This is a genomic window from Winogradskyella pacifica, from assembly GCF_003386275.1.
Lineage (GTDB): Bacteria > Bacteroidota > Bacteroidia > Flavobacteriales > Flavobacteriaceae > Winogradskyella > Winogradskyella pacifica.
Genome location: NZ_QREI01000001.1, coordinates 166,685 through 181,028, shown reverse-complemented (window position 1 = coordinate 181,028; position 14,344 = coordinate 166,685). Strand labels below are relative to the sequence as shown.

Annotated in this window: 14 protein-coding genes; 7 read left to right on the top strand and 7 right to left on the bottom strand. The window is 33.4% G+C overall.

Annotated elements, in window-relative coordinates; translation table 11 throughout:
- Position 1: 1 nt before the first annotated feature.
- The 6 genes from rodA to purH all read right to left on the bottom strand — a co-directional run bounded on the left by rodA (position 2) and on the right by purH (position 7,353).
- Positions 2-1,282 carry a rod shape-determining protein RodA gene (gene rodA, locus DFQ09_RS00850; RefSeq protein WP_115807701.1) on the bottom strand — a complete coding sequence of 427 codons (1,281 nt, stop codon included), beginning with the start codon at positions 1,280-1,282 and terminating at the stop codon, positions 2-4.
- Between the two features lie 6 nt (positions 1,283-1,288).
- Complete coding sequence (mrdA, locus tag DFQ09_RS00845) at positions 1,289-3,241, bottom strand: penicillin-binding protein 2 (RefSeq protein ID WP_115807700.1); 1,953 nt, start codon at positions 3,239-3,241, stop codon at positions 1,289-1,291.
- On the bottom strand, positions 3,238-3,744 hold the full coding sequence (gene mreD, locus DFQ09_RS00840; protein ID WP_115807699.1) for a rod shape-determining protein MreD: 507 nt from the start codon (positions 3,742-3,744) through the stop codon (positions 3,238-3,240). Before mreD ends, mrdA begins: the two co-directional genes overlap by 4 nt.
- Positions 3,737-4,558 (bottom strand): rod shape-determining protein MreC, encoded by an 822-nt coding sequence (gene mreC / locus DFQ09_RS00835; RefSeq protein WP_115807698.1) that lies wholly within the window; start codon positions 4,556-4,558, stop codon positions 3,737-3,739. The genes mreD and mreC overlap by 8 nt, the downstream gene beginning before the upstream one ends.
- Before the next feature lie 10 nt (positions 4,559-4,568).
- On the bottom strand, positions 4,569-5,597 hold the full coding sequence (locus DFQ09_RS00830) for a rod shape-determining protein (protein ID WP_115807697.1): 1,029 nt from the start codon (positions 5,595-5,597) through the stop codon (positions 4,569-4,571).
- A gap of 226 nt (positions 5,598-5,823) precedes the next feature.
- The gene (gene purH, locus DFQ09_RS00825; RefSeq protein WP_181897123.1) at positions 5,824-7,353 is read right to left on the bottom strand and encodes a bifunctional phosphoribosylaminoimidazolecarboxamide formyltransferase/IMP cyclohydrolase; all 1,530 of its coding nucleotides are present in this window, start codon (positions 7,351-7,353) and stop codon (positions 5,824-5,826) included.
- A 144-nt stretch (positions 7,354-7,497) separates the two neighbouring features.
- Between purH and DFQ09_RS00820 the strand changes: the two genes are divergently transcribed.
- Positions 7,498-8,751 carry an ABC transporter permease gene (locus tag DFQ09_RS00820; protein WP_115807696.1) on the top strand — a complete coding sequence of 418 codons (1,254 nt, stop codon included), beginning with the start codon at positions 7,498-7,500 and terminating at the stop codon, positions 8,749-8,751.
- 72 nt (positions 8,752-8,823) lie between these two features.
- On the opposite strand, the gene DFQ09_RS00815 is transcribed toward DFQ09_RS00820, so the two are convergent.
- On the bottom strand, positions 8,824-9,282 hold the full coding sequence (locus DFQ09_RS00815) for a GAF domain-containing protein (RefSeq protein WP_115807695.1): 459 nt from the start codon (positions 9,280-9,282) through the stop codon (positions 8,824-8,826).
- A 93-nt stretch (positions 9,283-9,375) separates the two neighbouring features.
- On the opposite strand from DFQ09_RS00815, the gene xrtF reads away from it, so the two are divergent.
- From xrtF to DFQ09_RS00785, 6 genes are all read left to right on the top strand, one after another.
- A complete protein-coding gene (gene xrtF / locus DFQ09_RS00810) occupies positions 9,376-9,927 on the top strand; it encodes an exosortase family protein XrtF (protein ID WP_115807694.1) in 552 nt (183 codons plus the stop codon).
- Positions 9,920-10,348 (top strand): exosortase F system-associated membrane protein, encoded by a 429-nt coding sequence (locus DFQ09_RS00805; RefSeq protein WP_115807693.1) that lies wholly within the window; start codon positions 9,920-9,922, stop codon positions 10,346-10,348. The genes xrtF and DFQ09_RS00805 overlap by 8 nt, the downstream gene beginning before the upstream one ends.
- Positions 10,349-10,397: 49 nt before the next feature.
- Entirely contained in the window at positions 10,398-10,811 is a 414-nt protein-coding gene (locus DFQ09_RS00800; RefSeq protein ID WP_115807692.1) for an HYC_CC_PP family protein, read from the top strand.
- A gap of 72 nt (positions 10,812-10,883) precedes the next feature.
- Positions 10,884-13,121, top strand: coding sequence for a TonB-dependent receptor (locus tag DFQ09_RS00795; protein WP_115807691.1), 2,238 nt, complete (start codon positions 10,884-10,886; stop codon positions 13,119-13,121).
- 107 nt (positions 13,122-13,228) lie between these two features.
- A complete protein-coding gene (locus DFQ09_RS00790; RefSeq protein ID WP_115807690.1) occupies positions 13,229-13,600 on the top strand; it encodes a heavy-metal-associated domain-containing protein in 372 nt (123 codons plus the stop codon).
- 179 nt (positions 13,601-13,779) lie between these two features.
- Positions 13,780-14,343 (top strand): Crp/Fnr family transcriptional regulator, encoded by a 564-nt coding sequence (locus DFQ09_RS00785; protein WP_115807689.1) that lies wholly within the window; start codon positions 13,780-13,782, stop codon positions 14,341-14,343.
- Position 14,344 lies beyond the last annotated feature (1 nt).

Sequence of the window (14,344 nt, the reverse complement as noted above, 5' to 3'; positions counted from 1 at the left end):
TTTACCACTCATTAATCTTATTGCTGTCTAGCTTTACAAAAATAAAGAGTAGAATAGTAAAGCCCCAAAGCCCTGAGCCACCATAGCTAAAAAAGGGTAATGGGATACCTACGGTTGGGATTAATCCCATAACCATACCAATATTTATGGTGAAATGTACAAAGAGAATAGAGGCTACTCCATAACCGTAAACACGACTAAATTGTGATTTTTGAGCTTCGGCTAAATACAAAACTCTAACAATAAGAAGTACAAATATAATAACAACGAAGCTGGTGCCTACAAATCCCCATTCTTCACCAACAGTACTAAAAATATAATCGGTATGCTGTTCTGGTACAAATTTACCTGTCGTTCTTGTGCCTTGTAAGAAGCCTTTTCCTGAGACACCACCAGAACTGATGGCTTGTTCTGATTGAATAAGATTATACGCTTCTACTTTTTTCATGCGTTCTAGCTTGGCGGGATCTTTTTCTAATCGCAGCCAAAGGCTAATTCTATTTTGTTGATGAGCTTTTAAACCGTGTTCGTAGAATAACTTTACCCCATAAGAAAAGGCGATTGTGAAGATGAGTACAATAATATGTTGTAATACGGAACCTCTTTTTTTCTTTCTAAACAGATAAACGATAGTGATGATAACAGCCGCCGCAATTGCGGTTATTAAAATCCCGAATTTTAATGCTAAAACGGCCAATATAATTAATGATAGAGCTAAAATTAAATAGACTTGTTGTAAGCCTTCACGATAAAAAACAAAGAAAAAAGCCAAATAAACGATGGTACTTCCTGCATCATTTTGAAGTAAAATTAATAAAGCCGGAATAAATATTATAGCTGCAACCTTAAGCTGATCTTTTATAGTTGTCATATTGGTTTGAAGGTCACTGATGTATTTTGCAACAGCCAAAGCGGTAGCAAATTTGGCGAACTCACTGGGTTGTATAGTCATACTACCTATTCCATACCACGATCTTGCACCATTTACATCCTTTCCAAAAATAAACAGGCCTATTAGTGCTAGCATGGCGACCAAATAAATAACGCTGGCAAATTGTTCGTAGAATTTAGCTTCAAATGAAAGGATCAGAACAATAAGCACGAAGGTTAGTCCAATAAATATAAGATGCTTGCCGTAAAGTTGATCGGTATCAAAATAGCTAGTTATTTCACCAACATGAGAGGCTGACATGATATTGAAATACCCAAAACTAAGTAATAGTAAAAATAGAATGATGGTAATCCAATCGAATTTAAAATGTCTTTGATTTTCTCTTAACATGAAAGATTACAATTTTACGTCGCTTTGGTTTTGATTCTTTAAAGGATAATTTTCTTCGGTAGCATAATTTTCAATCACCTGTAGTGTGGCCTCACCATTAATTTTGAAAGGCTCACCAGAATATGGTTTTTTATACTCGTCTTCTAAGCTGTGGGTTAAAATCCATTTTTCTAAATCAGTCCTAGTAATATGACCTTTAATATATTTTTCTATCATTAAACTTGCCATTCTGCCTGCAAAACGACCTCCCCAATATCCGTTTTCAACAAAAACAGCAATCGCAATTTTTGGATTGTCTTTAGGAGCAAATGCCACAAATATAGAGTGGTCAGTAAGCTGGGTTTTAACGCTATCTATTCTCATGAAATTTTCTGCAGTACCCGTTTTTCCGCAAATATCAATACCTGGAATTCTTATATGTTTTGCAGTACCTTCATTATAAACATCAAACATACCTTGAACAACGGGTTCAAAATGTTGCTTGTCAATTGTAGTGTACTTTGGAGTCGTGTATTTGCTATCTATTGTTTCACCTTCAATATTCTTTATGATATGTGGCGTGTAATAATAACCCCGATTACCAATAGCAGCGACCATATTTGCTAGTTGAATAGGTGTCGCTTCAACTTCTCCCTGTCCAATTGCATTAGATACGATATAGGTTGAACCCCATCGGTTATCTCCATATTGTCTGTCGTAATAATCTCCATCAGGTATACGTCCTGGTTGCCCTACGGATAAGTCATTATTCAAAAAATTCCCTAAGCCAAAACTTTTAGCATGATTTGCCCAAACGTTCATTCCTTTTCCGGCATCATCATATTTATCAACGATACGTCGATATACGTTTACGAAATAAGCATTACAAGATTGTGCAATACCACCATTCATAGCAATTGGGCTTCTGTGATGGTGACAGCCCGTTAAGCGTCTGCTGCCATAATAATAACCCATTCTGCAAGTAAAGGTTTCATTAACAGTAACAACATTTTCTTGTAAGCCTATAAGTGCATTAATAACTTTAAAAGGAGAACCCGGAGGATATTGCGCTTGTAAACCTCTGTCAAAAGTGGGTTTATTAACCTTGTCTAAGAATAAACTAGAAAAATTTTTGTTACGCTCTCTTCCAACTAATAAATTAGGGTTGTAACTAGGACCTGTTACCATAGCGAGAATTTCACCACTGCTCGGATCTATAGCAACAATACCACCTCTTTTGTGCTTCATTAGTAATTCGCCATAAGCTTGTAAATCTGAATCAATGGTGATAGTAACATCTTTTCCTGCTTGTGGTAAAGTATCAAGAGTTCCTTCTTTAAAAGGGCCTATGTTTTTATTAAATCGGTCTTTTTGAATAAATTTTATGCCTTTAACTCCTCTTAATGTTTCTTCGTATGTTTTTTCAATACCTTGTTTTCCAATAAGATCACCTAAAGTATAATAGGCATCATTTTCAATGGTTTTTCTATTTACCTCGCCAAGATCACCGAGAACATTGGCGCCAATATTTGTTTGGTAAGAACGAAGTGAACGTTTTAAAATGTAAAAGCCTTCAAATTTTCTTATCTTTTCTTGAAGAACAGCATAATCTTTTTTAGAAAGTTGAGGAACAAAAGGAGAGGGGAGTCTCGGAGAGTAATGTGTTGCCTTTTCTAGCTTTTTATCGTAATCTTCTCTGGTTATTTTTAAAAGATGACAGAACTCTTCAATTTCTAAGGAGTCTAAAGGAGCTACTTCTCTAGGAATAACCATCACATCATAGGATGGCTGATTAGCCACTAATAATTTGCCATTACGGTCGTAAACATAGCCACGCTTAGGATAATTATAAACTTTTCTAATAGCATTATCTTCAAAAATGTTATAAGCCGTATTATCATACACCTGAAGGTAGAATAGGCGTGCAATGAAAACGAGACCCACAAGGATCACAGTAGTTAAAAGTAGAAGTTTTCTCATTTTCGGTTTCGGCTAAAAAGAATTATAATTAGTACACTTAGTATTATCGTGAAGATACTAGAGAATAACGTCTTTTCTAAAACTAAAAGTATGCTAGAAATGTTAAATATTTCTAATGAGAATAATATGGAATGATGAATTACAGTTCCTAAAGAAATGTAAGTGATTAAACTACCAATATCAGTAGTGCTAAATTTTATACTTTGATGTTCATAGAGCATACCAAATGAGCTCTTTAACAGCACAGGTCTTATGTATGCTAAACTAACAGCTGCTGCTGCATGAACTCCACCCGAGTCAGAAAACAGATCGACTAACATGCCTAACATAAAACTGACTACTAAAAGTGCTAATCGCTCTTCTCGTATAGGAAATAGGAAAATAAATATAATATAGATGTAGGGATTAATATAGCCCAAGAAATCAATATGATTACATATCAAAACCTGTACTAACAGTAGTAGAATAAATCTAACGATATTTATACCTGCAACGCTATTCATTAGTACTGTTTTGTAATGAACTAATTTGGGTGCGGTCTATGCTTTCAATTATATAAACGGTTCCAATATTAGTCATATCATTAAATAATTTTACTTGTATCTTATAAGTATCACCACTTATATCGCTTTCAAAACTGGTAATGGTTCCGATGCCAATGCCTTTAGGGAAAATGGAAGATTCTCCACCGGTTTGGATTGTGTCGCCAACTTTTACAGGTGCAAATTGAGATACATCTTCTAACTGAACATAAATAGGGGATTTACCATCCCATGTTAATGAACCAATATGATTAGTAGATTTAATTTTCGCATTAATTTTACTCTTTACATTAAGAATAGATAATGCCGTGGAATAATTTTTAGATGTATTGTCTATAATTCCAATTATACCATTAGAGGTAATGACTCCAAAATCACGTTTTATACTATCGTTTTTACCTTTGTTTAAAGTAAGGTAATTGTTGACAGAGGAGTAGCTGTTTTTATAAACATCAGCAATCGTTACTCTATATTTTTCTTTGGCATATGAGCTGTCAATATATGTAGAGTCTAGAGTAGTATTAGTGTTAAGTAATTGTTCTCTTAAACGTTGATTTTCTTCAGCGAGAATATCATTTTTGGTTTTTAAATCAAAATACTGGTCAACAGAATTCATTGTACCATAAACACCGCCAGTTAGAAAATTGGCTGAATTTATGAATTTACTCCTATGATAAGAATGCGATTGAATGGTTAAAGCTAAGGCAATACTAAAAAGCAATAAAAACAACAGAAATGTTTTGTTTCTTATAACAAAATTAAAAATTTGTTGCATTATTTACGTCTTATTTAATCAATACGCTTTTGTATTTTGGTAAGTTTTTAAGCACAATACCTGTGCCTCTTACTACAGCTCTTAATGGATCTTCTGCAATATAAACAGGTAAGTCTGTTTTTTGAGATAATCGTTTATCCAAACCTCTTAACATAGATCCTCCACCTGCTAAATAAATTCCGGTATTATAAATATCTGCCGCTAATTCTGGAGGCGTTTGTGATAAGGTCTCCATTACAGAATCTTCAATACGTAAAATAGATTTATCTAAAGCCTTTGCAATTTCACGGAATGAAATCTGAACTTGTTTTGGTTTTCCTGTTAATAAATCACGCCCTTGAACGCTCATGTCTTCTGGAGGTAATTCTAAATCTTCGGTAGCTGCACCAATTTGAATTTTAATTTTTTCAGCAGTTCTATCTCCAACATATAAGTTATGTTGTGTTCTCATGTAATAGATGATATCGTTTGTAAATACATCACCTGCAACTTTTACAGATTTGTCACATACAATACCACCAAGGGCAATAACTGCAATCTCAGTGGTACCACCACCTATATCTACAATCATGTTTCCTTTTGGTTGCATAATATCTACACCAATACCAATCGCAGCAGCCATTGGTTCATGAATTAAGTATACTTCTTTTCCGTTTACACGTTCACAAGATTCTTTTACTGCACGCATTTCTACTTCAGTAATTCCTGATGGAATACAAACAACCATTCGCAAAGCAGGGTTAAACCAACGCTTCTTTAATGCAGGGATGTTTTTAATAAACATGCTAATCATTTGCTCAGAAGCATCAAAATCTGCAATAACGCCATCTTTTAACGGACGAATAGTTTTAATGTTTTCGTGCGTTTTTCCTTGCATCATGTTGGCTTCTTTACCAACTGCTATAATTTTTCCGCTTATGCGGTCTCTTGCTACTATCGATGGATTGTCAACAACAACTTTGTCGTTGTGGATTATCAGTGTATTTGCGGTTCCTAAATCTATGGCTATTTCTTCCGTTAGGAAATCAAAAAATCCCATGTGCTATTCTTAATTATTTGGGTTATTTGTATCTTATTCTAAAGACTATCTGTAAAAGTAGTAAAATATACGTTATTTATATGTTTAAAGATGTTTATTGCTAAATTTTTTTTATTTTTTCTTTCACTTTACTGGTAAAATAAATGAGCTGAGGGTTTTGGTAAAAAAAAAGAACCCAAAATTAAGATGGTTTACATCTCTATTTTGGGTTCTAAAGTGAAGTTTTCTAATGTTTAAAATGACGTGTACCTGTCATTACCATAGCGACATTGTTTTCATTACAATAGTCAATACTTAATTGGTCTTTTATAGAACCTCCTGGTTGAATTACAGCAGTAATACCAGCGTTGTCTGCAATCTCTACGCAATCTGGAAATGGAAAAAAGGCATCACTCGCCATTACCGATCCTTTTAAATCAAATTTAAACGATTGTGCTTTGTGAATCGCTTGGTTTAACGCATCAACACGACTCGTCTGACCTGTTCCACTAGCACATAGCTGTTTGTTTTTTACTAAAACGATTGTATTAGATTTTGTGTGCTTGCAAATTTTTGAAGCAAATATTAAATCGTCTAATTCATTTGAGGTCGCCGTTGTTTTTGTAACCGGTTTTAATTCTTCAAGTGTATCTGTAATATTGTTTCTATCTTGAACTAAAACACCATTTAAACAACTTCTAACGTTGGTTTGTGGCATCTCAATATCTTTTAAAATTAAAAGGATTCTGTTTTTCTTGCCTTTTAAAATTTCTAAAGCTTCAGGTGAAAAAGAAGGTGCGATAACGACTTCACAGAATAGTTTATGAATCTCTTCAGCAGTGGCTACATCAATTTCAGAATTACTAATTAAAACTCCACCAAAAGCAGAAACAGGATCGCCAGCTAAAGCATCTACATAAGCCTGGTGTAAGGTGTCGCGTTGTGCTAAACCACATGCGTTATTGTGTTTTAAAACAGCAAATGTTGGTGCGTCGTTTTTAAATTCTAGCATTAAATTTACGGCGGCATCGACATCTAAAAGATTGTTGTAGCTTAATTCTTTACCGTGTAATTTTGTGAAGATTTCATCAAAATCACCGAAAAAGAAGCCTTTCTGATGTGGATTTTCACCATATCGTAAAACTTTACCGTTATTTTCTGAAATTTTTAAAGTTGGAATTTCTTGGTTTTTGTTGAAGTAATTAAAAATAGCAGAATCGTAATGCGAAGACACATTAAATGCTTTTGCAGCAAATTGTTTTCTGTCGTCTTCAGAAGTTTCACCCTTTTTAGTTTCTAATAACTCTAAAAATTCAGCATAGTCATCAACTGAAGAAACGCAAGTCACATCTGCGTAATTTTTAGCAGCAGCTCTAATTAAAGAAATACCTCCAATATCAATTTTTTCGATAATATCTTGGTTGCTTGCTCCAGAAGCAACTGTTTTTTCAAAAGGATATAAATCGACTATAACAACATCGATTTGCGGGATATCAAATTCTTTTAATTCAGCAACATCACCTTCGTGATTTTGACGATTTAAAATACCTCCAAAAACTTTTGGGTGTAATGTTTTTACACGTCCGCCAAGTATAGACGGATAAGATGTTACATCTTCGACTGGTACGACATTAATGCCTAAATCTTTGATGAATTTCTCAGTGCCTCCTGTGGAATAAATCGTAACGTTGAGGTCGTTTAATTTTTTTACGATTGGTGCTAATCCATCTTTACTAAATACAGAGATTAGTGCTGATGAAATGGTTTTGTTGTTCATAATGTTGTGTTGTGGTTTAGATGCTGCAAAAGTACGGATATTCAAAAAGAAAATCTCGATGGAAAAACTAGTTTCTTTAAGTTTTTTGTAACAATATAGTGTTGAAAACGTCCTATCTTTAAAATGTTTTAAAACAAACCCTGCATGCTGGTCTATTTACGTTTACTAAAAGAGAGTTTTTCATTCGCTATAAACGCGCTTCGTACCAATAAACTCAGGACATTCTTGTCGCTTTTAGGAGTTACGGTTGGGATATTTTCTATTATAGCGGTGTTGGCAGCTGTTGATTCTCTCGATAAAACCATTCAAGGTCAATTAAGTTCGTTAGACAGCAATACTATGTATTTAGCAAATATGTCTTTTGGGCCAACAGATGTGCCACGTTGGCAAAGAGAAACCTTTGACGAGGTGTCTTACAATGAATACAAAACCATAAAATCTTCTATAGCAGATGCAGAGCATGTGGCTTTACAGTTATATGTAAAACGCGAAAATATTAGATACGAATCGGAATTGGTAAGTAGTGTAAATACAGTTGTAGTATCGCATGAGTTTATCGATATTCAAGTTATGGAATTTGAAAAGGGGCGTTTTTATAACGAATCTGAATCTAATTCTGGAAGACCTGTTGTAGTTATTGGTTCTGAAATTTCAAAATCACTATTTGGTGAACTTGAACCTATTGGTAAAAAAGTACGCCTTTATGGTCAGAAGTTTACAGTTATTGGAGTTGTTAAAAAAGAAGGCTCAGGACTATTTGGAGATAGTAATGATGTTTCGATTTTTCTACCTGCAAATTATGTGAGAAATAGATATGGGGATAATAATCCATTCATGAAGTATATCGTTATTATTAAACCCAAAAAAGATGCTGATGTTGAAGGTGTAAAAGCAGAAGTCACCCAAATAATGCGCAATAAAAGAGGTTTAAAGCCTGATGAAATAGACACGTTTTTTATAAGAGTTATTTCTGGTTTACAAGATGTTATAGATACGATTATTGGAAGTTTAAACTTAATTGGATGGGTAATTAGCGGTTTTTCGCTTCTAGTTGGTGGTTTCGGAATTGCTAATATTATGTTTGTAAGCGTTAAGGAGCGTACTAACCTTATCGGGATTCAGAAATCCTTAGGCGCTAAGAATAAGTTTATACTATTTCAGTTTTTATTTGAAGCAGTTATACTTGCTGTAGTTGGAGGGTTGGTAGGATTGTTTTTAGTGTGGATAGGAACTATAATAGGAAGTAATCTTACCGAAGACTTTGAATTTGTACTATCTCTTCAAAATATGGCACTTGGATTTTTTATATCTTCCGTAATAGGATTGATTTCTGGAGTGATACCTGCGTTGGCGGCATCGCGATTAGATCCTGTAGAGGCCATACGAACAGGAATGTAATTTACGCACAGCCTCAATATTCAATATATATTAATGAGGTAAACTGTAACTAATACAGTTTCAATGAGGCTTTTATTTTAATAAAGAAGAAACTTCTTTACAAACAAACTCTAAAAATCGCTCGTCTGCTTCAGTAAAAGGGTCTGGTGTATTAGAGTCAATATCTATTTGACCTACATTTTCATTATTTACGAAAATAGGAATCACAATTTCAGCCTTAACTGTAATACTGCAAGCAATATAATTATCTTGAGCAGCCACGTCTGGAACCACAAAATTTTGATTACTTATCGCAACTTGCCCACAAATCCCTTTTCCAAACGGAATTATAATGTGGTCCGTTGGTTCACCAACATATGGTCCTAATTTTAATTCGTCTTTATGTCCATTTTTAAAGTAAAAACCAACCCAATTATAATAACTTATATTTGCTTCGAGAGTTTCGCAAATCTTTAATAAGCGTTCGTCAACACTAAGGTTGTCTTGTGCTACAATCGATTTTATTTCAGGTTTTAAGTCGTGTAAATTCATAGGTGTAAAAAACTTTTTGCAAAAGTATCTAAAATACACTGTTTTAAAATGCGGTTTTTATAAATTTAACAACAAACTAACATTAGGAATTTTTTGAGGACGCTTTTAATAAAATATAAATCTGTAATCCGTTTTATCGTCACTTTTCTGGCGGTATATGGTGTTTTGACTATCGGTTATAATGTGTACTTAAATGAATCTCATGGTTCTTTGTTTTATCCGGATTATTTAACCAATTTGGTAGCGGAACAGACCAATGCTTTACTAAATGGTTTGGGTTACGAGGCTAGTGTTACAGCGCATCCTAATGAACCCTCAATGAAAATTATTATCAATGGAAAGTATGTAGCACGCGTAATAGAAGGTTGCAATGCGATAAGTATTATTATTTTATTTCTGTCTTTTATAGTTGCTTTTGCTGGTAAGTTTAAAACCACTTTATTGTATGGATTAGCTGGTAGCATCATTATTTATGCTTTCAATTTAATTCGAATTGTGATTTTATCAGTAGGACTATATCATTATCCTTGGAGAAGAGAAATTCTGCATACCGTTATTTTTCCAATGTTAATTTATGGTACTGTTTTCCTACTTTGGATGGTTTGGGTGAATCGATTTTCTAAAAAAGCGAAGTCTAATGCGTAAATTAATCACCTATAGTTTCGTACTAGTATTGCTGCTGTTATTAATATTAATTAGGGCTTATGAAGACGTACTGTTTTATGATCCCTATTTAACATTTTTTGAAAATGATTATTTGTATTTGGATAGTCCAAGACGAGAAATAGCAAAGCTAGTCTTGTTTACAACATTGCGTTATGTTTTAAATACGGTAATCTCACTGGGGATTTTGTATCTGATTTTTAAGGATAAAAGTATCGTTAAGTTTTCGGTATTGATTTTTGCCGTGGCTTATGTTTTGCTGCTGATTCCATTTTTATATTTTGTTATAAATCCTAATCAAGAAGATTACTATTTGTTTTTTAATATTAGACGTTTTTTAATCCAACCTATTGGCTTAATTCTACTATTTCCAGCGTTCTATTACTATAAATTGAATCGTTAATAATGTATCTATAGCCTATTATAATTCAATAATTTTGTAGCTTTGCATCGTGAAATTTTCATACCTACATAAAGCGTTTTCTTTTGCACTATCATTTTTGGTATTGTTTTCTACATTATCATTAACTATTGATAAGCATTTTTGTGGGGATGTTTTAATTGATGTTGCTATTTTTTCTGAAAGTAAAAATTGTGGCATAGATATTTCAAAAGCAGAACAGACAGAGGTCGTTGAGAAAAGCTGCTGTAAAAATGAAATAGATGTCATTGAAGGCCCTTCTGATTTAACTATCAATTCTTTTGAAGACCTAGAATTTAGTTTACAACAGGTATTATTTGCCTATAGTTATTCTTATATCAATCTCTTTGAAGGTTTACCAAGCTTGGTTATTCCTCATAGTGATTACTTACCACCAACATTAGTTGAAGATATTCATCTCTTAGATGAAGTTTACCTTATTTGATTCCGTTATAACCCTTAGTACAAAAGGAAGCACATGCTTATGTGCAAGTCGTTATACCCGAAATTCAAACAAATGAAAAAATATTTATTTATAAAATTTATGTTCTTGTCGCTCATGTTATCTGCACAAGATCAATTAAAAGGCGTTATTTTAGAAACAAGCAGTGGAAAAGAAATGCCATTATCTGGTGCAAATGTATATTGGTTAGATTCTTCAATAGGAGCCATTACTGCTGAAGACGGCACTTTTACTTTACCGTATAAGTTTTCATATAATCAATTAGTTATTAGTTATGTGGGTTTTAAAACAGTTACGGTAACAGTAAATGAAAACAAATATATAAAACATGTTCTACAAGCAAGTGACGAGTTAGATGCTGTGGAAATTACATCGCGTAAGCAAGCGACACGAAAATCGTATCTAGAGGCTTCAAATACATTTACGGTTACAAGTGCAGAATTATTAAAAGCAGCCTGTTGTAACTTGGCAGAAAGTTTTGAAACGAATCCATCAATTGATGTGAATTTTGCGGATGCTGTTACGGGTACACGACAAATAAAAATGTTGGGCCTAACCTCACCTTACATACTAATTGCAACCGAGAACATTCCGGCTATTAGAGGAGCATCTCAAGCTTATGGTTTAAGTTTTATTCCTGGGACTTGGGTAGAAAGTATTCAAATTACCAAAGGTACAGGTAGTGTTGTTAATGGTTTTGAAAGTATTGCAGGACAAATAAATGCAGAGCTCGTTAAACCTACAACAGATGATAACTTATTTGTGAATCTTTATGGTGGTTCTAATGAACGCTTAGAACTTAACACACATTTCAATACCAAAGTATCTGAGAAGTGGAGTACAGGGTTGTATTTACACGGAAATACACATCAAAAAAAGCACGATGTTAATGATGATGGTTTTATGGATATGCCAATCTATAACCAGATTAATATAATGAACCGTTGGCAATACACCAATCCTGAAAAAGGCTTCGTTTCTTTTATTAATTTGAAATACTTAAATGATGAAAAACAAGCTGGTCAAGTCAATTTTAAGCCTGAAACAGATCGCGGAACAACTAATTTCTGGGGAAGTGAAATTAATTCAGAACGCTTTGAGGTAACTACAAAATTAGGTTATGTGAATCCTGAAATCCCGTATCAAAATCTTGGATTTCAAATGGCATTTAGTCACCATAACCAAGATTCTTATTTTGGATTGAATCTTTATGATATTGAGCATAATAGTTTTTATTCCAATTTAATTTATAGTTCCATTATTGGAGATTCTCGTCACAAGGTAAAAACAGGATTAAGTTTTACCTATGATCATTTTGATGAGCTTGTAAACACTACTAATTTTGAAAGAGTAGAGAACTCTATTGGGGGTTTCTTTGAGTATGCATACGATAATTTAGATAAACTAACCATGACGGCTGGTGTGCGTGTGGATCAGCACAATAGATTAGGCTTTTTTGTAACACCGCGTTTTCATTTACGATATACACCTTGGGAAAAGTCAGCCTTAAGATTCTCAATAGGAAGAGGGAAGCGAAGTGCTAATATTTTCGCTGAAAACCAAAATATGTTCGCGAGCTCAAGACAAATCAATATCTTAAATTCAGGTGGAAAAATTTATGGATTAGATCCTGAAATCGCATGGAATTATGGTGTAAGCTATTTACAAGGTTTTAATCTGTTTGATAGAAAGGCAGATGTAACTTTTGATTTTTATAGAACTGATTTTCAAAACCAAGTCGTTGTAGATTGGGAGAATCCGTATGAAGTCAATTTTTATAATTTGGAAGGAGATAGTTATGCTAATAGTTTTCAATTTGAATTTAATTATAATGTTTTTGAACATTTCGATTTACGAATGGCTTACAAGTATTATGATATTCAAACGGATTATACTTCTGGTAAATTAGAAAAGCCTTTAGTGCCAAAGCATCGCTTATTTGCAAACACGTCTTACGAGACTGAAGTTAAAGCTAATGGTGCACATTGGAAATTTGACGCCACCTATAATTGGTTAAGTTCGCAACGTTTTCCTAGTACAGATTTAAGTGCTACGCAATATCAATTGCCAGATGAAACACCAACTGTAGGAACGTTAAACTTGCAAGTCACTAAAGTGTTTTCTCCAAAATTTGAAGTATATTTAGGAGGGGAAAATGTAACGAATGTAAGGCAAAACAATCCTATTATAAGTCCAGATAATCCATTTGGTTCAAATTTTGATAGTAATTTTGTGTATGGTCCAATTTTTGGAAGTCTATATTATGCAGGCTTACGATTTAGAATACAGTAGCGAATTACTGAAGAAGTGTCCCTGAAAATTCGGGATTATAAATAGAAATTAAATTTAATATGAATAGATTCCTGCTTCTGCAGGAATGACAAAAAAAACAAAACAAGATGAAAAAAGTAATTTTAATATTTACATTATTAGTAACGACATTAGCTTTTGCACAAGACAAGAACAAAAAAGCAAGCATAGAAGTCGATGGTGTTTGTGGTATGTGCAAAGAGCGCATAGAAAAAGCAGCTATTAGAACCAAAGGTGTAAAATCTGCAGTTTGGAGTGTTGATACACATGAGTTAAAACTAATCTTCGATGAGCGTAAAACAGACTTAACAAAAATTTCTAAAAGTGTAGCTGCTGTGGGGCATGATACCAAGGAAATTAAAGCCACTGATGAACAATACCATTCTGTGCATGCTTGTTGTCTTTACCGTGATGAAGATGTTAAGAAAGACCATGAAAAGGAAAAAGAAGACGGAAAATAATATAGAAGCCTGAATTTAGATTCAGGCTTTTTTTATGTTCTTTTTTCATTCTGAGTAAAACGAATAATCTGTTATATCCTCTTGATAGGTTGAAAATATTTAACGAAGTTCGATAAGATATTATAGCGCTAGAATTAAGTATTTTTGAAATAATAAAAAATTGAATAATAGTTACAAGTATGGAGCTAGACCAAATTATTGATAATATTTACCCGCTTACAGTTAAATCGAAAGACTTAATAAAAGCGTCGATAATTAAAGCTAAATTTCCAAAAGGGCATATTTTATTTAAAGCCAATAAAATTGAAAAAAGTATTTATTTCATTAAAAAGGGAATAGCAAGAGCCTATGCATATTCCGATGATAATCAAATCACGTTTTGGTTTGGTAAAGAAGGAGATCCTATTGTTTCAATGCAAAGTTATGTCAACAATCAAAAAGGTTACGAAGATGTAGAATTGCTGGAAGATTGCGAACTCTACGAATTAAAGAAGGAACAACTTCAAAAACTTTTTTTAGAAGATATTCATATTGCAAATTGGGGACGGAAATTTGCAGAATTAGAAATTATTAAATCCGAAAAACGTCTTATTTCCTTGCAATTTGAAAATGCAACTCAGAGGTACTTAGCACTTCTTAATAATCATCCTAGCTTACTGCAGCGCGTACAATTATCTCATATTGCATCTTATTTAGGTATAACTCAAATTAGTTTAAGCCGAATTAGAGCGAACCTAAAATAAA

What these genes read in the sequence shown, in the direction of transcription:
- DFQ09_RS00790 (WP_115807690.1), top strand. Translation starts at nt 13,229, where the DNA reads ATGAAAAAAGTAATTTTAATATTTACATTATTAGTAACGACATTAGCT.
- mreC (WP_115807698.1), bottom strand. Translation starts at nt 4,558, where the DNA reads ATGCAACAAATTTTTAATTTTGTTATAAGAAACAAAACATTTCTGTTG.
- DFQ09_RS00805 (WP_115807693.1), top strand. Translation starts at nt 9,920, where the DNA reads ATGCGTAAATTAATCACCTATAGTTTCGTACTAGTATTGCTGCTGTTA.
- DFQ09_RS00820 (WP_115807696.1), top strand. Translation starts at nt 7,498, where the DNA reads ATGCTGGTCTATTTACGTTTACTAAAAGAGAGTTTTTCATTCGCTATA.
- DFQ09_RS00830 (WP_115807697.1), bottom strand. Translation starts at nt 5,597, where the DNA reads ATGGGATTTTTTGATTTCCTAACGGAAGAAATAGCCATAGATTTAGGA.
- purH (WP_181897123.1), bottom strand. Translation starts at nt 7,353, where the DNA reads ATGAACAACAAAACCATTTCATCAGCACTAATCTCTGTATTTAGTAAA.
- rodA (WP_115807701.1), bottom strand. Translation starts at nt 1,282, where the DNA reads ATGTTAAGAGAAAATCAAAGACATTTTAAATTCGATTGGATTACCATC.
- DFQ09_RS00785 (WP_115807689.1), top strand. Translation starts at nt 13,780, where the DNA reads ATGGAGCTAGACCAAATTATTGATAATATTTACCCGCTTACAGTTAAA.
- DFQ09_RS00815 (WP_115807695.1), bottom strand. Translation starts at nt 9,282, where the DNA reads ATGAATTTACACGACTTAAAACCTGAAATAAAATCGATTGTAGCACAA.
- mrdA (WP_115807700.1), bottom strand. Translation starts at nt 3,241, where the DNA reads ATGAGAAAACTTCTACTTTTAACTACTGTGATCCTTGTGGGTCTCGTT.
- mreD (WP_115807699.1), bottom strand. Translation starts at nt 3,744, where the DNA reads ATGAATAGCGTTGCAGGTATAAATATCGTTAGATTTATTCTACTACTG.
- DFQ09_RS00795 (WP_115807691.1), top strand. Translation starts at nt 10,884, where the DNA reads ATGAAAAAATATTTATTTATAAAATTTATGTTCTTGTCGCTCATGTTA.